Origin of the sequence: Stenotrophomonas sp. GZD-301 (assembly GCF_049310345.1) — a bacterium.
GTDB lineage: Bacteria > Pseudomonadota > Gammaproteobacteria > Xanthomonadales > Xanthomonadaceae > Stenotrophomonas.
In genome coordinates this window covers 13,920-32,825 of the sequence record NZ_JBMOWY010000056.1, presented here as the reverse complement: position 1 = coordinate 32,825, position 18,906 = coordinate 13,920, and the positions used below count along the sequence as shown (strand labels likewise).

The following is an 18,906-nucleotide window of genomic DNA, read 5'->3' as shown; positions in this document are numbered from 1 at the left end:
GCGCCCTGGTCACACGGCCGGGGCGCGTTCTCGGGTACGATGCCCACCCCTTGGCTGCCCTGTCGCCCGGCTGCCCCGCAGCACCGGCGCCCCCGATCCCGTGCCCCATTACACCGGCCCCCTGCTGACCCGCCCGCTTGCCGATGCCCTGCTCCGCGCCCGCGATGCCGGCACAGGCGAATGGACCGGCTCGCTCGATCTCGGCCGCAGCACCGGCACCGCCATTCTCGGTGCCGACCGCTGGCGCTGGCACGGCCAGTTCTACGCCTACCCCGGCAAGACCAAGGACCGCACGCTGTACTACTGGGATGGCGAAGACTTCGCGCCGATCTCGCGCTTCGGCTCGGCGCTGATCAAACTGGTGCCCACCGACTGGGACGCCCCCACCTTCGAGATCGACGGCATCAAGATGCTGCCCAGCGCGCAGGTGTCACCGTTCGAGGATGCCCGGCACAAAGTCGCGCTGATCGCCCCGGCGGGCAAGACCGTGCTCGATACCTGCGGCGGGCTCGGCTATTTCGCCGCCTGCTGTCTGGAAGGCGGGGTCACCCGCATTCTGTCGTTCGAGAAGAATGCCGATGTGCTGTGGCTGCGCACGCTCAACCCGTGGTCGCCCGACCCGGACGCCGACAGCAGCGGCGGCCGCCTTTCGCTGACCCATGCCGACGTATCGCAGGCCATCGAAACCCTGGACACCGCCTCCGTCGACGCCATCCTGCACGACCCGCCGCGCTTCGGCATTGCCGGCGAACTGTATTCGCAGGTGTTCTACGACCAGCTCGCCCGCGTGATCCGCAAGGGCGGCCGCATGTTCCACTACACCGGCGCACCCAACAAACTCACCAGCGGCCGCGATGTGCCACGCGAAGTGGCCAAGCGCCTGGAGAAGGCCGGCTTCAAGGCCGAACTCGCGCTGGATGGCGTGTTGGCAATCAAGCGCTGAGCGCGGCCGCAGTCATCGCCTGAAACTGAAACTCCCGAGACCGCGCGACCAGCGCGCCTGGCCTGCCACGCTCGCCGCGCTGGAGCAGAACTGCCCCCGCCACTCACCGCGGCCCACGCGGCGTTCCAGCCGGTGCGTGGTGGCGTGGCTGCGATGCGCGCCATGCTCGCGGAACAGCAGCTGAAACTGGCGGCGCGCGAAGACCCCACCCAACAGCCCGCCGCTGATCTCCGCGCGCAGGCGATGGCTGCCGGTGTAGTTGCGCACGCTGCCATCGGCGTGCACATCGCGCACGCGCTCGGCGATGCCCTCCACCCGCCCACGGCGCTGGGACAGCATCACCAGATAGGTCACATCCATGCCTGGCGACTCGCTCGCGAGCGAGGTCTGCTGACGGGTGGTCATGGTCCATACGCCGGAGATATCCGGCACCCGCGTGGCTGCCAACGCTGCCAGGCCCACCATGCCACCGGCCGCAACACAGCCCAGCGCCGGCCCCGTCCACGACGCCCACCACATCGATGCATCCACGCCTGTACTCCCAACCGGATCTTCGGTGGCGATTGTTGGAAATGGCGTACCAGATGACCATAGGATCGGTTGCAACTGCCTGCACCAGCCGCCCCCAAACGCCACTGCACCCTTCGCAAGGGTGCACACCGCGCATGCGGAAATGAGACCGCAGTCCGCGCGGACACGCACCCCGCACTGTCAGGCTGGCGCTCCTTCCTTCCGGAGCCTCCGATGCCTTCGCCTCAACACGAGTGGCTGCTCGCCTTCGACCAGGAGCTGTGGCGCGTCTATGCGCTGGATCACCACATCGCCGGCCTCGACACCGTTCTGCTCGCCCGCTACGCCCATCTGAGCGGCGCACGGGCCGCGCGCCAGTTCGCGGCCGACCATGCCCTGGTGCCCATCAATGCCTGCGCGAAGTGACGCATGCAGCCGCAACCGCGGGCGTCGAAACCGTCCGCACATGTCGCGTTCCGCCCGCCGCTGCACCCAGTGCGTGACGCACTGTGCAGGACCGTTGCAGAACGGCACGCCGGCAGCGGCCAGCGTGATAGAAAGCCCCCCGCGTCCAACCAAGGGTATGCATATGCGAATGCTCATCGTCGTGGGCGACCGCACCATCAGCGGTGGCTGTGTCATCACCGGCTCGCCCTTCACCGACATCGAAGGCAAGCCCGTCGCCCGCATCAACGACTACGCTACCTGCCCCGCGCATGGCGGTGCCTTCCCGATCGTGTCCGGGGATCCCACCCTCATCATCGATGGCCAGCCGGTGGCCCGCGAAGGAGATCGCCTCGCCTGTGGCTGCAGCCTGATCGCCGGACAGCAGCACCTCGTCTACGTCGACGATGGCCCTGCAGCAGCGCCTCCCGTGGCAAAGGCACCGGTAGCGTTCACGGCACCCGCGCACCCGCAGCACACCGCACCTGTCTGCGAGGCCTGCCTGCAGAAGGCAGGCGAGCGTGGCACGGTCTTCCTGGCGCGCGCCGCATGATCGCCTACATCATCCTCGACGCCGCTGCGCGCCCGGATACGCCAGACGCGTTGCTGCGCCTTGCGCCCCCGGCCAGCTATCGCTCGCTGTTCCTCGGCACCCCCGATGCGAGGGCTTCCGCATCCGGGCCGTGGCTGCTCACACCCGGTGATGCGCCGCAGCTCGCGCAGTGGCTGACCGATGTTGAGCGCCAGCGCCCCAACGCCATCACCCTGTTGACCAGCATGCGCCCCTTCGAGACGGTGTTCGCGCACCTGCAGCGGTTGCTCACGCTGCGCCTCCCCGGCGGCGGCACGGGCCTGCTGCGCTACTACGACCCGCGTGTGATGGAGCAGCTGCACCGGGTGCTCACCGCCGAGCAGCGGCATACCCTGCTTGCGCCATTCACCGGCTGGCGCACCTGCCGCGGGCAATACGTGGCCGAATGAGGGAACGTGCACGCGCACGCCGGGTGCGCCAGAATCGGCCCATCACCACGCGCCAGGGAAGGATCCGATGCTGTCTGTTCGACCGTGGCACCTTGCATGCCTTGTTCTGCTCCCAACGATGGCAGCGGCTGCACAGCCGCGCGTGCCGCTGGCCTGCGCCGGCGAATTCGCCCGCGCCTGGGCCCACACCGCCGCGCAACTCACCGATGGCGAACAGGCCGGCACGCTGGTGGATGCGCTGTTATGCCGCCCCGAGAGCGAAGGCGCGCAGGACTATCTGAGAGCGCATGCAGTGGGTACGGCGCCAGCGGGCGCAGGTGCCCCGGCACGCACGGGAGACACGGTGCCCCTGCCCACCCTGCAGGCCACGCACGCGCAGGCCATTACCGCCCATCTCCGCCCCGCGGAAACGCCGGTTGCACCGGAAACCCACGATGTCCACCTGGCCGTGCGCTCGGCGGGCTGCGCAGACAGCTACCACCTGGTCTACACCGGCCGCAACGACTGGCGGCTGGCAGGCTATGTGAGCGCCTGCCATTGATGCAGGGGCGCGCAGTGATTCACTGCGCGCCCGATAATCGGTAAGGCGTCAGAGCGCGATACGCGCCACGCTCTCCCGGCTGCCCTCGGCATCCTTGTCGCCGTTCTTGATGGTCACGTACAGCACGTTCTTCGTCGCATCCAGCGCCAGGCTGTTGGGATGCGTGGGCACCGCGTACGTCGCCACCGGCTTATAGGTGTTGCTGTTGTAGGCGGTCACCGTACCGGCTTCGCGGTTGGTCACGTACAGGCGCTTGCGCTTGGCATCGAGCAGGACGCCGAGCGGGCCCGCATCGGTGGGGATGCTGGCCAGTTCCTTGCCGGTGGCGCGGTCCAGCACCAGCACGCGGTTGCCCGGGTGCTTGGAGGCAAAGCCCGAGCTGCTGGCCTGGTACTTGCGGATCATCTCCGAGCCCTGGTCGGTAACGAACAGGCGCTTGCCGGCAGGATCCAGCGCGATGTTCATCGGCTGCTCGGCACCGATCGGGAAGCGCTGCTCCACCTTGCCGCTGTCGGTGCCCACCACCACCAGCTCGGCCAGCAGGTTGGAGGTGTACACGCGCTTGCCCTTGGCATCCAGCGCCAGGCCCGGCGCCTTGGCGTTGCCCAGGCCCGGAATGGTGTCGATCACCTTCAGCGACTGCGTGTCCACCACGAACAGCACGCTGCCCTCGCCGGAGTGGCCGGTCACGTACAGGCGGTTGGCCGGGCCATCCACCACCAGCTCGCGCAGGTCGTGGGTGTAGGCGGCCTTGCCGTCCTTGCCCACCTTCTTCTCCATCAACTGCACAATGCCCAGCACCTTGTGCGTGGCCGTATCGACCACGGTGACCGACGTGTCCACGGTGTTGCCGAGGTACAGGCGGTTGTTGGCGTCGTCCAGCACCATGCCGAACGCCTTGCGCTCCAGCGGAATCTGGGCCTCAAGATCGAGGTTGGTGGGGTCCAGCAGCAGCAGCTGCGGCGGGCTGGCGGTATCGCCGAAGCCACCGGACGAGGCCACGTACACGACATCCACCTTGGGGCTGTAGGCCAGTTCGTACAGGCCCTGGGCAACGACCTTGCGCTGGATGGCCGCTTCGGTGCTGGCCGGCGTGGCGGCTTCGCCGAGGGCAAAGGCAGACGGCGCGCCCAGCGAAAGGCTGACGGCGAGGGCCAGGGTGGCCGAACGGAGAAGGGAACGAGGGTACATGCGAGCGTCCTTGTGAGAGGCAGGAAGATAGGTCCTTGGCTCGCATGACCGCGTGATGCGGCCAACCCCACGCTGGGAAGAGGTGGGGAGGCTGGCTGACCCGAGGATGTTAACAGGAAGGGGAACTCTGCCGCAGACCCACGCCCCTTCACAGCTCCACCCTACTTATTCCGCCCCCAGCTATCGGCAGCCGCATGCTGCAGATTCGCCGCAAGTAGCGTTCAATACTCGGGCTGCGCGGCGGATCCCATCTCATTCCCGCCAGCGGCGCGACCTGACCCACTCAAAGGACTGACACGCAATGAGCTCACCCTCGTTGAAGAAGCTCGATCTCCCATCAATCGATCCGAAAGACCCCTGGAAGGATGATGTACTGGGCCGCCAGCACTTCGGCCAGATCCTTTCGGACATGATCGAAGGGATCTCGCAGCCGTACGTGATTTCCTTGAAGGGTGAGTGGGGAAGCGGCAAGTCGGTGTTCCTCAGACGGTTGGAGGCCGAGCTCCAAGGCCGTGCACCGCGAGTGCCTGTCATTTTTGTAGACGCATGGAAGTACGACTACTACGAAGATCCCCTGTACGCGTTGATCTCTGCGGTCGAGCAGCGGCTTCTCTCCGACAAAAGCCTGGATGATGCTGAGATCTCCGCTGCCAAGGAGGCCGGCAAATGGATGTTCGGCTACGCGGGCAAAGTGATTGCCCCCTTGGCCAAGATTGTGGGCGCCACGGCTGATGCCTTCACGGCAGGTGCGGCCTCGAACTTTGCAGAGGGGATTGGAGAGCTCGGTCAGGCGCTCTTCGACGCCAATCAAGAAAAGCGCGACGCACATCAGAGCCTGTGCAAGGAACTTGAGAATGCTCGCGATCGGTTGCTCAGGCTTGATGGCGACGGCGTCGCCCGGTCTACGCACGGCCAGAAGGTGGTGGTCATCATCGACGAGCTTGACCGATGCCGGCCCGACTACGCCATCCGGCTCCTCGAGCGGGTCAAACACTTCTTTGACCTGCGCGGCTACCTCTTCGTGATCGCCATCGATGGTGAAAACCTGCAGGAAGCCGTGAGGAGTCTTTACGGACCAACGGTTGACGGTGAGCGCTACCTTCGAAAGTTCTTCGACCTCGAGATGTACCTTCCCGCGCCTGACAACATGTCCTTTAACCGGTTGCTGCGACATTCGTTTGAAACCCTTGAATCAGCAGACCTTCCAGATGCGCAGTGGCCAAACGTCCTTTCAAACATCTACAGGACACCGCTCTTGGTCGGGAACAAGCGCCGAGCCCAGGCGCAGCTCGAGGCTAGCGCCTACTTCGAGCACATAGCCAACGCCTTCGGTCTTAAGTTGCGCGACCAAGCTCAGGCATTTTCGCGATTGCATGCCGCAGCTGCGGCACTGGGAGCACGCAGCACCTTCATTCCCGTCGCGGCTGCATTCATTGCCTGCCTTCGCTACATCGACTATGCAAGCTATGAAGGCTGGCGGACTACAGGCTTCGTTCCAGGCATTGAAGGCATCCAGGCAACCTGCGACTGGGCGAATGTGATCGCAACGCGCAACCAGGATGTGGCACACGCGCTGAGAACCTATCTCGTACTTGCGTCGCAGGGGTCACCTGACATGATCCGCCAAACCATGCAGTTCGCCTTCAAGGATGCCGCCCTCTCTCATCATATCGTTCGCTGCCTTCCCCAGAATATGGCCGAATGGCCCAAGGCCCTTGAGGAGTCCCATCAGGAGATGTTCTCTCTGACACAGACATTTGGCACCAGAGATCTTCCCCCGGAAGCGACTCGGCAGGTTGAACTCTCTGCGCTAAGCAACTAGTTGGTGAGACCTGCCTGGAGCGGGGGCAAGAGGCCACGCCGCTCCGAGATGCTCGGCGGGTTCGCCGATGCGTGAATGCGCATCCATACAGCGTGCAGGCACTCTCATTGAAGCGCACTCGGCCTACTCGCCGGCTATTCGCCCAACCGCGCATCAGTCAATGGCAGAAGCCCACGCTCGGCCAGCTTCATCTCGACGCGGTTCACCTGCTCCACAGCAGCGGAGCTGGACAGGTCCAGAAGTTCAGTGGCGAGGATGAGGGTACCCGCGCCGTGCCACTCCGTCCGCACCGCTTCTGGCAACTGCGCTGGCGTTAGACCATCATGGACGAAGCCCATCCAACCTAGGAATTCCCGGTGCCGATAGACGGACCGATCGTAGCTGTAGAGCATGATCTCCTCCGCAACCATTTGTACAATATTCGTGTTTGCAAAGGTCACACGCGGATCGGACGAGAGCGCCCTCAGTAGCGACCAGACGACATCTCCAGGCGAGGCATACATCTCGCTTACTCGCGAGATCTCAAGGCAGATGCGCCCCAATGAGGGCTTTACCGAAAGGAATACATTTCCTCGCTCACGCCACTGCTTGTCGCTTCCTGAATTCGTGAGTAGAACACCGATGCTTCCATCAGATTCCGCGCCGGGAAACTCCTTGAAGAACCTTCGATCAGATCGTCGAATTGAGGCCGAGGCAGCATCGGCATCGTCGAGTGGGATGTAAGGGTCTTTTGGTCCGTCGGGCACCACCCACCACTTGCTGAAGTCGGCGTGCACTTGGGACAGCCGCCCAACCAACGCTGTGGCTTGACGATGGACCTCCGCGGAATCAGAGCGCGTCGAAGGCAGGTAGCAGTTCATGACAATCTTCACAGGTTGATGCCCAGAGCAAAGGGGGCAGTTCCATTCGAGGCATCCTCCAGACAGGCCGCATCGCGGGTTACGGTGACCGGCGAATCCTTAAGGACCACCCTGTTACGCATCGATGCCGCCACGACCGCAGCGGCTTTGACCAGCAACTGGGTCAACGTCAAGACGGCAGGTGCAGTGGTCGCCATTACTTACCCGCCCAAGTGCGCATCGGTCACTGGGAGAAGGCCAAGCTCTGCAAGTCGGATCTCAACCCGGTTCATCTGCTCCACCGAGCGGGCATTGAACAGATCTGCATCTTCTGTCGCCATGATCATCGTTCCCCGCCCATGCCGTTCCACGCGTGCCGCGTCAGGAACCTGAGATTCATCGACAGGTTGATCCACATAGCCCATCCAGCCCAGGAACTCTCTGTGCGGAAAGACACCGCAGTGGAGGCTGTAGAGCTTTCTCTCTCCACCCCAGCCCTGCTGGACATTCGTGTTCACAACGATGGCCCTCGAATCGTACGCTAGTGCGCGTAGTGAGGCCCATACCAGTTCAGTCGGCGAGGGAAAGACCTCTTCAATACGGCAGATCTCCAGCCGCACGTTTCCGGGTCCCGGATTGATGGAAAGTGAAATGCTGCCGCGCGCCAACCACTCTGCCTCGCTTGTGACGTTCGTGAGCAGTACACCGCCGCTCAAGGAAAGAGATGCATTCGGGTACTCGAGCTGGAACGCGTCCTTGCCTGCCTGTATCCAGGCTGTCATCCGCGCCCGATCATCAAACGCAATGCGCGTGTCAGTAGGCTTGGCAAGCATTGACCACCAGTGCTGGAAGCCAACATGAGCTGCCGCCAGGCGTGCGATCAGACCAGCCGAGTAGTCGTACGTCTCAGCCGCGGTCAGTACGCGCGGCACTATCTGGCAGGAGATGATGATGTTCATGTGGCGTACCTCATTGGGATGTAGATCGTCTGGAGAGCTGCGTCAGCGGAATCGGCGCTTCAAATGCGGGCGTACCAACGAGAACACCGCATCACCCTCCAAGACCAGCTCCTCTCACCGCCAAGAGACCTAGCTGGGCCATTGCGATCTCGACCCGGTTGACCTGCTCAACTGAGTGCGCGTCGAAAAGGTCCATCGACTCCGTAGCCAGAATCAGTGTTCCTGGACCATGACGCTCCACACGGGCCGCATCGGGAATCTGCTGGGCACTGACGGGCTGGTCTACGTACCCCATCCAGCCCATGAAATCGCCATACTGAAACGCCGCCAGCTGGCTGCTGTAGTGTCGCCTCTCTCCTCCCTTTGCCTGCTGGACATGGGTTTGCGCAAAGGTCGCCTGCGGTCTGGACGTGAGCACCTTGAGCAGCCCCCAAGTTACGTCGCACGGGAAGTCGTAGATCTGCTCTATTCGATTGATCTCCAGCCTCAACTCGCCCATCCCCGGCCTGATCGAGAGCGCAACACTTCCTCGCTCACGCCAGCTCGCTTCGTCCGGCGCGTTCGTCAGCAGAATGCTATGGTTCGCGAGGGAACTCGCGCCTGGATACTGCTTGTCAAAGTAGGCACTTCTGGCTTCGATGCGCGTGATGATCTGCTCTCGGTCGGACATAGGAATATCTGCCTCATCAGCGGAGGATGGCATCAGCGACCATTGTTCGAAGTGTGAATGGACCGTGGCCAGCGCGTTTACCCGTCGGTGCGCCTCCTCGTAGATCATGGCTGGCGTCAGTTTCGCCGACACCTCCTTACAGACAAGCGTGACTTTCACTGTAGAACGCCTTTTGCGGTGGTGGTGGCAAACCGACATTCTGAGGATGCCCACCGAGGGCAATGGAACTCTATGTACGACATGCATTGGGCTACCTGAGACTCGGATCAATCACAGGAAGAAGGCCAAGCTCGGCAAGGCCGATCTCAGTTCTATTCGTTTGCTCGATAGCTGCGTGATCGGCAAGATCCAGCACTTCCGTTGCAAGAATCAGCGTGCCGCGGCCCTGCGCTTCCAAGCGCGTCGCTTGTGGTAATTGGTCGGCGGATAGCGGCTTGTCCACGTAGCCCATCCATCCCAGGAAGTCGCGGTGTGGATAGACTGAGCAATCAATGCTGTAGGTGACTAGCCTGCCAGCGACCAGGGCCTGTACGTTCGTTCTTGCATAGGTCACACGCGGGTCCGAACAGAGGGCCTTTAGAAGAGACCACGCCATCTGACCTGGCGACTGATACACCGCTCCTATGCGGTAGATCGCCAACGTTACGTCACCGGATGCAGGCTGCACTACCAGCGCGACCTTCCCCCGCTCCTTCCAGAGCTGCTCAGTTCGCCCGTTGGTGAGAACTAGTCCAGTACTCCCAAGCGCATTCGCACCCGGATACTCCTGGTAGAAGGACTCGTCTGCCTTTTGGATCGATAAGAGCGTCGCTTTGGCGTCCCGGAAGCCAACAGGACGATCAGTTGGACCGTCCGGCAGCACCCACCACTCTTCGAAATGAGAGTGCACGGAGGCCAGTCGGTCGACCCATCCAGCTGCCTCAAGGTATGCCTCTTTCGCATCGAGGTGCATCGCGGGAAGACTGCACGTGAGTGTGATGTTCATACGATTAGGCCGTGTGGGAATGGAGTCAGTCTTGCTGATGCAGCGGGAAGCCTCGCGTGAGTTATTGCGGCGACATACACGCGTTCGTCCATGAAATGCCACTCAAGCGACCCTTGAGGGGCCGTTGGTGCAATTGCGTTGAGTTGGACAAAGAATGCGGCGCGCCATCCAGTTATCTCCTTCAGCATGAACTGAGCCTTGGGCTCTCCCTCCTCATTCAAAAAGTGACCGTAGTTCGCCTTGGTCTCGATGACAGTGCACTTTTTTCGCCAGAACCCGTCAAACGCGACCCCACCGAACATCCACTCCAATGTGGTGTACTTCCCACCCGTCCCAAAGAAGTCCTTCAGCATCGAGAGCTCGATGTTGACGATGCTGTTCGAGTTGTCCCCAGCCCTCACATAGCCAAACCGCTCCGGCCCCGCGTACAGGTTCGCAACGTAGAGCTGGTAGTCGTAGTTGATGCGGTTGCTCTTGGCGATGTAGCGCGGGGTGGGCGGCGGCCCGATCCGTCCGTTGACCAGCAGGCACTGGTCGCAGTCGGCGTCATCGGACACCTCCGAGCAGTCCGCCTCGCGCGCTCGGGTGCCGGGCCGATCCTTCACCGCGTCCTTGATGCCCACCGCTGCCGCCGCCGCTGCAGCCGCCTTGCCGAGCAGCTCAAGCACCTTTCCCACGGCGGGTGCGGGCGTGGCTGCCATTACGCACCGCTCCGTGGCGTGGGCCAGCGATGCGAGGCGGCCAGGGCGGCCAGCAGATCGGCGGCAGCCAGATTGGGGTCGCCTGCATGGCGTATGGCCAGATCCACCGTCAGGTCGCGGTGCAGCGCACCTCCACTACCGACGTCGGTCTTCGTCCACTGCACCAGCACCGGCAGGCGGGTGATGCCCAGCTCGTAGGCGGCGTAGGTGTAGCAGCGCTCGGTTTCAGCAGCCAATGCGCGGTTGTCCAGGCCGATCACCCGCTCCGGCATGTCGCGGCGGATTTCGTCAGCCAATCTGGGCAGGAACGTTACGGGGTATGGCAGGCGCAGCAGCGCTTCCTGTCGTGCATCCAGCGTGAGCATGAGGTCTCCTCCGTGAGGCTGGAAGGCTAGCAGTGGCTCGGCGCGCGCCTATTGATGTGGCTCACAGAGGCGGCTTGCGTGGGTTCACGGTTCGAGTGCGACGCACAGATTCCTAGGCGCCGCATTGCGACAGACCGGGTGAGCCCGCAGGTTGCACGGGCTCCCCGTCTTCCCGCTTATCAGGATGATCGAGGGCACGCGGCCATCATCGGGTGCCGAACGGACACGCGCTCCACCCGTGCTGCCGGCGTGCCAACGCCTCCAAGTCCCGGTCGCCGCTGTCCAGGTTCGGCGGTGGCTCAGGCAGGCCGGTGGCTGCGGCGTCATTGCAAGCTGCCGTCCCGCCTGCGCGCTCGGCCGGCTCAGCGCTTCCGGCTTCGCCGGTAGTGCCGTGGCCGGCTTGCCGCGCCACATACTCGCGCATCAAGCGTTGGAGCACCTGTGCGGCAGGGCGCCGTTCGCGCGCCGCTGCCTGCTGGAAGCGGGCACGCAGGCCGGCGTCCATCTCTAGCTGCATGAAGACACTCTCGTTCATGAGTTCCTCCCACTGCTGGGTAGTGAAGTTGAAGGCACACCCGTACCGCGCCTGCGGCGCAGAGACGTGTTGGTTTGTGTCTGTTCCAGCGCGGCGCTGCCGGGCCGTGGTACTCCGTGCCGCCATAAGTCCGTGTGGCGTACGCGGCATACCGGTTGGTGGCCGTGCCGATGCCCACCGCGAAGGTGGGCGCTGCCGCTCAGCGGGCTTGCCGCTGCAGCTTCCTGGGGATCTTCGGGGGCACCACTACGGGCCGCTCGACCACCGTGAGGATGATGCTGCCGGGGGTGGTCTCCACGCTCAGGCGGGAACCGATGTCGAAGCCGAGGCTGTCCAGCCAGCGGCCGCGCAGCCGGATGTAGGGCACGAGCTCGTTGGTGCCGTGTTCCTCGCGGAAGGGATAGAACAACGAACCCACGCGGTTGAAGCGCGCGGGCCGGATGTAGGGCTTTCGCTTGGGGGGCTCGAAGAAGGGTGACTCGATGAATGACGTCAGCATGTTGGACCTCCGGCATGGCGTGCCCTCGCCGGGATGGCGAGGGTGTCGGGAGGTTAGAAACCGTCTAGCAGGAACCGGCGGGCGTATTTCCACAGGGGGTGTTGTATTAGCCACCCTCCCGACGTGGGACGTCCAACATTTTCCTGCTAGAGGAGTTTCTACGCTCCGGTGTGCACCATGCGGGTTGATGCGGATGTTGGGAAATCGCTTGTTTCTGTTGATCTGGAGGCGTTTGGTTGACGCCATCTACAGGTTGGCGCAATCGGCTCTGTTCAGTCGCAGCCTTTGTGACGGGGTAAGCGCATCCTCCCTCGCCTATCGGGAGGACTGCGGATGTACAGAATTGACTCGGAGTGGCTAGAGGACTTCGACGAAGCCATGTTGGGCTTCTTTGCCATCGACCATGCGGATGCCGGGATGGATCAGTTCCTGCTGGAGTGCTATGCGGACTTGCCGGCTAGGGAGGCCGCGTTGGCGTTTGGAGAAGACTACGAGCTTTGTCGGGTGGATACGTTCTGGCCGCCCCAAGGGCTCGCGCTAAGTAGCTAGCGGGCTAATTGCGCCACCACCGCGCGATCTTCGGCATACTTAAAGCCTATTGAATCTGCGATTCCAATAGGACTAATGATGGCGGGCATGAGCGATTGGACCCAGGATCAGTTGGTTGCTGCAGTGGGGGCATACCGGATGATGCAGCGAAGGGCTGCACAGGGCCTTACAGTGAACAAGGCTCAGGTCTATCGCGAACTGGCCGAACAGCACGGACGTACTCCGAAGGCTTGGGAGTACCGGATGCAGAACATCTCGCATGTCCTTGACCAGCTAAAGCAGCCGTGGCTCTCGGGACTTCGCCCAGCTGCGAACGTGGGCCCAGAAGTAACCGGCCAGTTGATCAAGCTGCTTGGGGGGACGCCACTGACTGATAGTGCCACTGTAACTACGGGGAGAACGCGCGCCCAGCTTCAAGAGGAGAGGCAGTCCGCGGAGGAGTCGCTTGCATTCTCTCCGTTGGATGCCGAGGACCAAAGACGCAGGGTGCTAGCGACTATCGTCCGCCGCCAAGGTCAGGCATCGTTCCGCACTGCCCTCCTCGAAGCCTACGCAGGCAGATGTGCAATAACAGGATGTGGCGTGGTGGATGTGCTCGAGGCGGCACACGTCTATCCCTATCAGGGTGCGGCAACGAACTCTCTCTCGAACGGGCTTCTGCTCCGGGCCGATGTTCACACCCTCTTCGATCTGTATCTCATCAGTGTGGAGCCGGAGACAAAGATTGTTCTGGCGGCCCCTACCCTTCGTGACACGGAGTACGGACAGCTAGACGGCTCAAGGCTGGGGCAGCCGGTAGCAGAGCATCTGGCTGTGAGCGCAGAGCTTCTGGGATGGCACAGGTCTCAGTGTGCGTGGTAGGTAGTGCTAGCTAGCCTTCGACGTGGGGGCAGGCCAGGCCTGGACGGCGCCGTTCTGACGCAAACCAGACTGCACTACTCGATGGCTTCGCGGCGACCACCTCCCCGCAATTGATCGACCACCTCGCACGCCTGAATCGTGTTCTGCATCTGTCTGCATTGAATCAGCAGTCTCGTAACCAGCAGAGTAAGACAACGGCTATTCAACTCAGCTCTGCCTAGCACCTAATTACTGCGGAGAGGATCACTCGCGATGAATAATCGCCACTTCCGATATTCCACTTGGCGCTGTGATGCGCGAGCAGCGTACCTAGAGCATTTCTCTAGCGGTAGAGCCTGACAGGCATAGAGGATGGCGAAGTGGTTGGAGCAAAAACGAGTCCCAAGACTCCGATAAAATCAACAACCTCATCCTCGACTTCCAGAAAATCCATTCGAGGGAGCCTATCCATCGTTATGTGAACTTCTGAAAGAGCAGAAATCATTGATCCCCTGTGAGTCTCGAACCCGTATGCAGGGTCTTCAGAGTACCTTCTTGAAGAGGATGCCATTACTTCATGCACGGACAGAATGGCCTTCACGAACTCGACTGATGCCTCGCTCGAGTTTGAGTTACTTCCGTTAAACATTAACCGATAGAGCGAATAGACATCAACACTTGATGCATTCAAACGTCTCTTTCTACCCAGCTCCACCTGCACAAACCGCTCAAATAGTCCCACATGTGCGATTCTATTCCCGAAGGCGCCTACCTCTGCAGCTGTGAGATAGCTCTTGAGGGCGAGATACGACCCAAATATAAGTGCCACGAAAGAAGCCCCAGCGACTCCCAGTTTCGCCAGCCTCACCTGGACTCCAAAAGCAGATGGAATCTCATTAAAGCACTGAACTTCCAAGCAAAAATCATAGGACAGCCAATAGTGCTTCAAGTTAATTAATGTAATTAACAAACTCAAGCATATCGAAGCTATGAATATGGCGACTATGGCAACAAGGACCTTACTTGATGTCAACCATCCGTCGAATCGTCGAATGCACTTGGAAGGCCACAATGGAAGCTTCACCTGGGCGTATACTCTGGAGAAAAATGAGAAACCATATATTTTCGAAGCGTAGCTGCCCAGGCAGGATCTTCAACTTTTATTAGGCTCAACCTATCCATTAACCTATTGAAGCGCCGCCAGTACCAGAAGGTTGCCCTCTTCTTTTCATAGTGCTCACGCATCTCGTATGATATTTGCGTAGCGTATGTAAAGTCCGCATAGGATGGCAATGGAGATACATCGCGCAGCCTTTTCACCAACGGCAGATGGGCTGAACTCTTTACTCTTGCCAATTTATTTACCAGACCCATCGCACGACTGTAGCGCCTACGGTAGCTTATGGATCTTCGCCCCACTTCTCGAGCGTCCAAGATGGCCTGCCTGCATACAGAGCGAACTCTCTTAACCTCACTCTTCGGAAGTACTGGAGCGGCGAATGCAACGTTTAGCCCGTGAACACTGAGCGCCTCCAGCCCAACCGTTAGGTCCTCCACCTTAGAGGCATTGATGGTGAAACCTTTCGCGGCCAGCTGCTGCTCAACTATTCGCCGAATCCCATCAAAATTTTGCGTGTATGAGAATGATGAAATTGTTATGTCATCCACATAACGCGTGTAGGTGAGTTTTTTGTATGCGAGCGTCCTCACTAGCATTGGCTCGACATCATGCAGACATAGGAGAGCGAGGTAGCTAGACGTGATACCACCCTGCGGAAGGACTCCATCTCTCGTAGTTAGACGCGCAGCGAGATGAGCAGCCGCGCCGTCCCAGCCAAGAAGCTGCGTAAATATATCTTCGACGTGATCGAAAGTAACATTCCCAAAAAAATCTTCGATATCAAGCTTTAGAATACTCTTGGACCCACAATGGCGCGCTGCGCACGCCACATGATCTCTGCGATCACCGCGCGGAAGTGAATCCTTGTGTATTCCTCCGTAGAGAAACGGCGGCCAGGATATGACTCGCGGATTCTTAAAGAATGTGCTCACAATTCGACGCTGGATTAGCCTTATGTCCTTCGAGGGACTAAAGACCAATCGCGGGCGCCCCCCGCGTCTGGCAGGCGCTTTCGCAGGCCTATAGTTCAGATCATCTCCGCGAGATGCGACGTTCAGCAACAATGAATCAGGGAGCCTCAGTGCTGCCGCCAGCTTCTCGACCGAACGAATCGGCCCAGCCTTTCCTCGGATTGACATGGAGTCCTTTCCCAACATCTGTCCCAACAGAAAAGGTTAAAAGTAGCGATGAGACATGCCTAACCCAGTCCTCATCCAGGACCGAAACGGATTGGAGTACATGTAGATCGACAGCACACAGAGCAACTGCGTTCCAATCCCTGGTTAGGCCGTCCATTCTCCGCTCCTGTATTTCGGGGCGGGAGACTGAGGTTTCCCTCTGGAGCCCTTACGGGCGCCCATCCATTCAGAATGAGCGAAACTCTGCATACCTTAAGTGTCGACTGCCATGAACGGCCCTACGGGCCGCGCAGTGGATAAATACCATGAGTAATGGCACGAATGCAACGAAACCTTGATCACTCTTTAACAAAAGGGGCCTCTGATTTGTCAGAAGCCCCTTTGAGAGAAAGCAACGTCTAACGGTCAAACCCCGACAGGATTAGCCTTCTCAGGATCAATCTTGTACTGCTTGATCGCCCGGGCCACATCCTTCCCGGTCATCTTCCCTTCCTTGGCCAGCGCTGCAATCGCGGCGTGCGCGATGTAGTACCGGTCAACCTCGAAGAAGCGGCGCAGGTTGGCGCGGGTGTCCGAGCGGCCGAAGCCGTCGGTGCCCAGGGCGGTGTAGGACATCGGCACGAAGGCGCGGATCTGGTCGGCGTAGGCGCGCACGTAGTCGGTGGCGGCAATGGCCGGGCCCTGGCGGCCTTCCAGCAGCTGCGTCACGAACGGCACGCGCTGGTCGGCTTCCGGGTGCAGGCGGTTCCAACGCTCGGCGTCGAAACCATCGCGGCGCAGCTCGTTGAAGCTCGGGCAGCTCCAGATGTCGGCGGTGACGCCGAAATCCTTCTCCAGCAGCGCGGCCGCTTCAATGGCTTCGCGCAGGATGGTGCCCGAACCCAGCAGCTGCACGCGCAGCTCGCCCTTCTTCGGCTTGCCGGCGTCGGTGAGCAGGTACATGCCCTTCACGATGGAGTCCGCTGCACCTTCCGGCATTTCCGGGTGGGTGTAGTTTTCGTTCATCAGGGTGATGTAGTAGTACTCATCGATCTGGTCTTCCATCATGGCCTTGGTGCCGTGCTGGAGGATCACCGTCACTTCGTAACCGAAGGTCGGGTCGTAGCTGCGAACGTTGGGGATGCCGCCGGCGAACAGGTGGCTGTGGCCGTCTTCGTGCTGCAGGCCTTCACCGTTCAGCGTGGTGCGGCCGGCGGTGCCGCCAAGCAGGAAGCCGCGGGTACGCATGTCCGCTGCCTGCCAGGCGATGTCGCCCACGCGCTGGAAGCCGAACATCGAGTAGTAGATGTAGAACGGCAGCATCGGCACGTTGGAGACCGAGTAGCTGGTACCGGCAGCCATCCAGGAGCTGATGGCGCCCGGCTCGCTGATGCCCTGCTGCAGCACCTGGCCGCTCTGGTCTTCGCGGTAGAACATGAGCTGGTCAGCGTCGACCGGCTTGTACTTCTGGCCGAACGGCGCGTAGATGCCGATCTGGCGGAACAGGCCTTCCATACCGAAGGTACGGGCTTCGTCGGCCACGATCGGCACGATGTGCGGGCCCAGTTCCTTGTCGCGCAGGGTGATGTTCAGGCTCTGCACGAAGGCCATCGTGGTGGAGTAGCTGCGCTCGCCGCTGCTCTTGAGCAGGCGCTCGTAGGTTTCCAGCTTCGGTGCGTTGAAGCTCTTGGTGGCCTTGCGGCGACGCTGCGGCAGGTAGCCGCCCAGCGAGGCGCGACGCTCCTGCAGATACTGCACTTCCGGCGAATCCGGGCCCGGGTGGTAGAACGGCACCTGGCCGTCGGCCAGCTGCGCGTCGGTCACCGGGATGTTGAAGCGGTCGCGGAAGTGCTTGACGGCTTCGTCGTCCAGCTTCTTGGTCTGGTGGGTGGGGTTGAGCGCCTCGCCGGCGCTGCCCATGCCGTAGCCCTTGACCGTCTTGGCCAGGATCACGGTCGGCATGCCCTTGGTGTTCACGGCCTGGTGGTAGGCGGCGTACACCTTGTGCGGGTCGTGGCCACCACGGTTGAGGCGCCAGATATCGTCGTCGGACAGACCGGCCACCATTGCAGCGGTTTCCGGGTACTTGCCGAAGAAATGCTCGCGCGTGTACGCGCCGCCGAAGGCCTTGCAGTTCTGGTATTCGCCGTCGACGGTTTCCATCATCAGCTTGCGCAGGACGCCGTTGGTGTCCTTGGCCAGCAGGGCATCCCAGTAACCGCCCCACAGCAGCTTGATGACATTCCAGCCGCCGCCACGGAACACGCCTTCCAGTTCCTGGATGATCTTGCCGTTGCCGCGCACCGGGCCGTCGAGGCGCTGCAGGTTGCAGTTGACCACGAAGATCAGGTTGTCCAGGCCTTCACGGCCGGCCAGCGCGATGGCGCCGAGGGTTTCCGGCTCGTCGCTCTCGCCGTCGCCGATGAAGCACCACACCTTGCGGTCGGACTTCTCGATCAGGCCACGGTTTTCCAGGTAGCGCATGAACTGCGCCTGGTAGATGGCGGCCAGCGGGCCCAGGCCCATCGACACGGTGGGGGTCTGCCAGAAGTCCGGCATCAGCCACGGGTGCGGGTAGCTGGAGAGGCCACCGCCGTCCACTTCCATGCGGAACTTGTCGAGCTGCTGCTCGTCGATGCGGCCTTCCAGGAAGGCGCGGGCGTAGATGCCCGGGGCGCTGTGGCCCTGGATGAAGAGCAGGTCGCCCGGGTGGTTTTCGCTCGGGGCGCGCCAGAAGTGGTTGAAGCCCACGTCATACAGCGTGGCGCCGGAGGCGAAGCTGGCGATGTGGCCGCCCAGGTCGCCCGGCTTGCGGTTGGCGCGCACCACGGTGGCCATCGCGTTCCAGCGGATGATGGAACGAATGCGCCATTCCAGTTCGGCGTTGCCCGGGCTCTTGGCCTCGAGGGTCGGCGCGATGGTGTTCACGTATTCGGTGGTGGGAGAGAACGGCAGGTAGGCGCCCGAACGACGGGTCAGTTCCACCATGCCTTCCAACAGTTGATGCGCGCGCTCGGGGCCCTCGACATCAATAACGGCCTTCAGCGACTCGATCCATTCCTGGGTTTCCACAGGATTCGGGTCGTTGTTCAGCACCTCGTTCAACCAGTTCATTTGCGCTCCCATGACCGCACGCACGCGCGCGACTGTTTTAGATTTCTAGCCGCAAAGTGTAGCGCACGATAGGCTTTGCGCACTTCGCTACGCCTGCGTATGGAAGGGTGCGGGGCTGTCCTGGCGGACAGTGCGCGACAGCGCGCGGAGGGCGGCAAACAGGTTCCACACGCACGGTGA

At 61.6% G+C, this 18,906-nt stretch carries 22 protein-coding genes; 8 read left to right on the top strand and 14 right to left on the bottom strand.

The features are described 5' to 3' along the window. The first annotated feature begins 100 nt into the window (after positions 1-100). Positions 101-943, top strand: a complete 843-nt coding sequence (locus ACO6VK_RS15515) for a class I SAM-dependent methyltransferase (RefSeq protein ID WP_422508650.1) — start codon at positions 101-103, stop codon at positions 941-943. A gap of 12 nt (positions 944-955) precedes the next feature. On the opposite strand, the gene ACO6VK_RS15510 is transcribed toward ACO6VK_RS15515, so the two are convergent. Further along, the gene (locus ACO6VK_RS15510; RefSeq protein WP_422508648.1) at positions 956-1,474 is read right to left on the bottom strand and encodes a hypothetical protein; all 519 of its coding nucleotides are present in this window, start codon (positions 1,472-1,474) and stop codon (positions 956-958) included. Positions 1,475-1,687: 213 nt separating this feature from the next. Here ACO6VK_RS15510 and ACO6VK_RS15505 point away from each other — a divergent pair, with 213 nt between their 5' ends. The 4 genes from ACO6VK_RS15505 (at position 1,688) to ACO6VK_RS15490 (ending at position 3,419) form a co-directional block, all read left to right on the top strand. Then, positions 1,688-1,879 carry a hypothetical protein gene (locus ACO6VK_RS15505; RefSeq protein ID WP_422508646.1) on the top strand — a complete coding sequence of 64 codons (192 nt, stop codon included), beginning with the start codon at positions 1,688-1,690 and terminating at the stop codon, positions 1,877-1,879. 169 nt (positions 1,880-2,048) lie between these two features. Further along, positions 2,049-2,450: a PAAR domain-containing protein gene (locus ACO6VK_RS15500; RefSeq protein ID WP_422508644.1), complete on the top strand. Its 402-nt coding sequence runs from the start codon at positions 2,049-2,051 to the stop codon at positions 2,448-2,450. Next, complete coding sequence (locus ACO6VK_RS15495; protein ID WP_422508642.1) at positions 2,447-2,878, top strand: DUF4123 domain-containing protein; 432 nt, start codon at positions 2,447-2,449, stop codon at positions 2,876-2,878. The genes ACO6VK_RS15500 and ACO6VK_RS15495 overlap by 4 nt, the downstream gene beginning before the upstream one ends. A 118-nt stretch (positions 2,879-2,996) precedes the next feature. Further along, positions 2,997-3,419: a hypothetical protein gene (locus ACO6VK_RS15490; RefSeq protein WP_422508640.1), complete on the top strand. Its 423-nt coding sequence runs from the start codon at positions 2,997-2,999 to the stop codon at positions 3,417-3,419. A gap of 48 nt (positions 3,420-3,467) precedes the next feature. Here ACO6VK_RS15490 and ACO6VK_RS15485 read toward each other — a convergent pair whose 3' ends face one another. Then, entirely contained in the window at positions 3,468-4,610 is a 1,143-nt protein-coding gene (locus ACO6VK_RS15485; RefSeq protein WP_422508638.1) for a YncE family protein, read from the bottom strand. 316 nt (positions 4,611-4,926) lie between these two features. Between ACO6VK_RS15485 and ACO6VK_RS15480 the strand changes: the two genes are divergently transcribed. Then, positions 4,927-6,432, top strand: coding sequence for a KAP family P-loop NTPase fold protein (locus tag ACO6VK_RS15480; protein ID WP_422508636.1), 1,506 nt, complete (start codon positions 4,927-4,929; stop codon positions 6,430-6,432). Between the two features lie 134 nt (positions 6,433-6,566). On the opposite strand, the gene ACO6VK_RS15475 is transcribed toward ACO6VK_RS15480, so the two are convergent. The 9 genes from ACO6VK_RS15475 to ACO6VK_RS15435 all read right to left on the bottom strand — a co-directional run bounded on the left by ACO6VK_RS15475 (position 6,567) and on the right by ACO6VK_RS15435 (position 11,985). Further along, on the bottom strand, positions 6,567-7,292 hold the full coding sequence (locus ACO6VK_RS15475) for a hypothetical protein (RefSeq protein WP_422508634.1): 726 nt from the start codon (positions 7,290-7,292) through the stop codon (positions 6,567-6,569). An 8-nt stretch (positions 7,293-7,300) separates the two neighbouring features. Further along, on the bottom strand, positions 7,301-7,465 hold the full coding sequence (locus ACO6VK_RS15470; protein ID WP_422508632.1) for a hypothetical protein: 165 nt from the start codon (positions 7,463-7,465) through the stop codon (positions 7,301-7,303). Between the two features lie 27 nt (positions 7,466-7,492). Further along, a complete protein-coding gene (locus ACO6VK_RS15465) occupies positions 7,493-8,230 on the bottom strand; it encodes a hypothetical protein (RefSeq protein ID WP_422508630.1) in 738 nt (245 codons plus the stop codon). A 91-nt stretch (positions 8,231-8,321) separates the two neighbouring features. Continuing rightward, complete coding sequence (locus ACO6VK_RS15460) at positions 8,322-9,059, bottom strand: hypothetical protein (RefSeq protein ID WP_422508628.1); 738 nt, start codon at positions 9,057-9,059, stop codon at positions 8,322-8,324. Between the two features lie 91 nt (positions 9,060-9,150). Beyond that, the gene (locus ACO6VK_RS15455) at positions 9,151-9,885 is read right to left on the bottom strand and encodes a hypothetical protein (RefSeq protein WP_422508626.1); all 735 of its coding nucleotides are present in this window, start codon (positions 9,883-9,885) and stop codon (positions 9,151-9,153) included. Beyond that, a complete protein-coding gene (locus ACO6VK_RS15450) occupies positions 9,882-10,586 on the bottom strand; it encodes a Tox-REase-5 domain-containing protein (RefSeq protein ID WP_422508624.1) in 705 nt (234 codons plus the stop codon). The genes ACO6VK_RS15455 and ACO6VK_RS15450 overlap by 4 nt, the downstream gene beginning before the upstream one ends. Beyond that, complete coding sequence (locus tag ACO6VK_RS15445) at positions 10,586-10,951, bottom strand: hypothetical protein (protein ID WP_422508622.1); 366 nt, start codon at positions 10,949-10,951, stop codon at positions 10,586-10,588. Before ACO6VK_RS15445 ends, ACO6VK_RS15450 begins: the two co-directional genes overlap by 1 nt. Before the next feature lie 205 nt (positions 10,952-11,156). After that, complete coding sequence (locus tag ACO6VK_RS15440) at positions 11,157-11,486, bottom strand: hypothetical protein (protein ID WP_422508620.1); 330 nt, start codon at positions 11,484-11,486, stop codon at positions 11,157-11,159. Positions 11,487-11,685: 199 nt separating this feature from the next. Next, entirely contained in the window at positions 11,686-11,985 is a 300-nt protein-coding gene (locus tag ACO6VK_RS15435) for a SymE family type I addiction module toxin (protein ID WP_422508618.1), read from the bottom strand. 333 nt (positions 11,986-12,318) lie between these two features. On the opposite strand from ACO6VK_RS15435, the gene ACO6VK_RS15430 reads away from it, so the two are divergent. Continuing rightward, positions 12,319-12,534 (top strand): hypothetical protein, encoded by a 216-nt coding sequence (locus tag ACO6VK_RS15430; RefSeq protein ID WP_422508616.1) that lies wholly within the window; start codon positions 12,319-12,321, stop codon positions 12,532-12,534. 87 nt (positions 12,535-12,621) lie between these two features. Next, complete coding sequence (locus ACO6VK_RS15425) at positions 12,622-13,395, top strand: HNH endonuclease (protein WP_422508614.1); 774 nt, start codon at positions 12,622-12,624, stop codon at positions 13,393-13,395. 322 nt (positions 13,396-13,717) lie between these two features. Here ACO6VK_RS15425 and ACO6VK_RS15420 read toward each other — a convergent pair whose 3' ends face one another. The 3 genes from ACO6VK_RS15420 to aceE form a co-directional block, all read right to left on the bottom strand. Continuing rightward, complete coding sequence (locus ACO6VK_RS15420; RefSeq protein WP_422508612.1) at positions 13,718-14,458, bottom strand: retron Ec48 family effector membrane protein; 741 nt, start codon at positions 14,456-14,458, stop codon at positions 13,718-13,720. After that, positions 14,455-15,633: a reverse transcriptase family protein gene (locus ACO6VK_RS15415; protein ID WP_422508610.1), complete on the bottom strand. Its 1,179-nt coding sequence runs from the start codon at positions 15,631-15,633 to the stop codon at positions 14,455-14,457. Before ACO6VK_RS15415 ends, ACO6VK_RS15420 begins: the two co-directional genes overlap by 4 nt. A 405-nt stretch (positions 15,634-16,038) precedes the next feature. Continuing rightward, positions 16,039-18,726 (bottom strand): pyruvate dehydrogenase (acetyl-transferring), homodimeric type, encoded by a 2,688-nt coding sequence (gene aceE / locus ACO6VK_RS15410; RefSeq protein WP_411849688.1) that lies wholly within the window; start codon positions 18,724-18,726, stop codon positions 16,039-16,041. Positions 18,727-18,906: the final 180 nt, after the last annotated feature.

What these genes read in the sequence shown, in the direction of transcription:
- ACO6VK_RS15505 (WP_422508646.1), top strand. Translation starts at nt 1,688, where the DNA reads ATGCCTTCGCCTCAACACGAGTGGCTGCTCGCCTTCGACCAGGAGCTG.
- ACO6VK_RS15500 (WP_422508644.1), top strand. Translation starts at nt 2,049, where the DNA reads ATGCTCATCGTCGTGGGCGACCGCACCATCAGCGGTGGCTGTGTCATC.
- ACO6VK_RS15495 (WP_422508642.1), top strand. Translation starts at nt 2,447, where the DNA reads ATGATCGCCTACATCATCCTCGACGCCGCTGCGCGCCCGGATACGCCA.
- ACO6VK_RS15490 (WP_422508640.1), top strand. Translation starts at nt 2,997, where the DNA reads ATGGCAGCGGCTGCACAGCCGCGCGTGCCGCTGGCCTGCGCCGGCGAA.
- ACO6VK_RS15485 (WP_422508638.1), bottom strand. Translation starts at nt 4,610, where the DNA reads ATGTACCCTCGTTCCCTTCTCCGTTCGGCCACCCTGGCCCTCGCCGTC.
- ACO6VK_RS15475 (WP_422508634.1), bottom strand. Translation starts at nt 7,292, where the DNA reads ATGAACTGCTACCTGCCTTCGACGCGCTCTGATTCCGCGGAGGTCCAT.
- ACO6VK_RS15465 (WP_422508630.1), bottom strand. Translation starts at nt 8,230, where the DNA reads ATGAACATCATCATCTCCTGCCAGATAGTGCCGCGCGTACTGACCGCG.
- ACO6VK_RS15455 (WP_422508626.1), bottom strand. Translation starts at nt 9,885, where the DNA reads ATGAACATCACACTCACGTGCAGTCTTCCCGCGATGCACCTCGATGCG.
- ACO6VK_RS15450 (WP_422508624.1), bottom strand. Translation starts at nt 10,586, where the DNA reads ATGGCAGCCACGCCCGCACCCGCCGTGGGAAAGGTGCTTGAGCTGCTC.
- ACO6VK_RS15445 (WP_422508622.1), bottom strand. Translation starts at nt 10,951, where the DNA reads ATGCTCACGCTGGATGCACGACAGGAAGCGCTGCTGCGCCTGCCATAC.
- ACO6VK_RS15440 (WP_422508620.1), bottom strand. Translation starts at nt 11,486, where the DNA reads ATGAACGAGAGTGTCTTCATGCAGCTAGAGATGGACGCCGGCCTGCGT.
- ACO6VK_RS15435 (WP_422508618.1), bottom strand. Translation starts at nt 11,985, where the DNA reads ATGCTGACGTCATTCATCGAGTCACCCTTCTTCGAGCCCCCCAAGCGA.
- ACO6VK_RS15430 (WP_422508616.1), top strand. Translation starts at nt 12,319, where the DNA reads ATGTACAGAATTGACTCGGAGTGGCTAGAGGACTTCGACGAAGCCATG.
- ACO6VK_RS15425 (WP_422508614.1), top strand. Translation starts at nt 12,622, where the DNA reads ATGAGCGATTGGACCCAGGATCAGTTGGTTGCTGCAGTGGGGGCATAC.
- ACO6VK_RS15415 (WP_422508610.1), bottom strand. Translation starts at nt 15,633, where the DNA reads ATGTCAATCCGAGGAAAGGCTGGGCCGATTCGTTCGGTCGAGAAGCTG.
- aceE (WP_411849688.1), bottom strand. Translation starts at nt 18,726, where the DNA reads ATGAACTGGTTGAACGAGGTGCTGAACAACGACCCGAATCCTGTGGAA.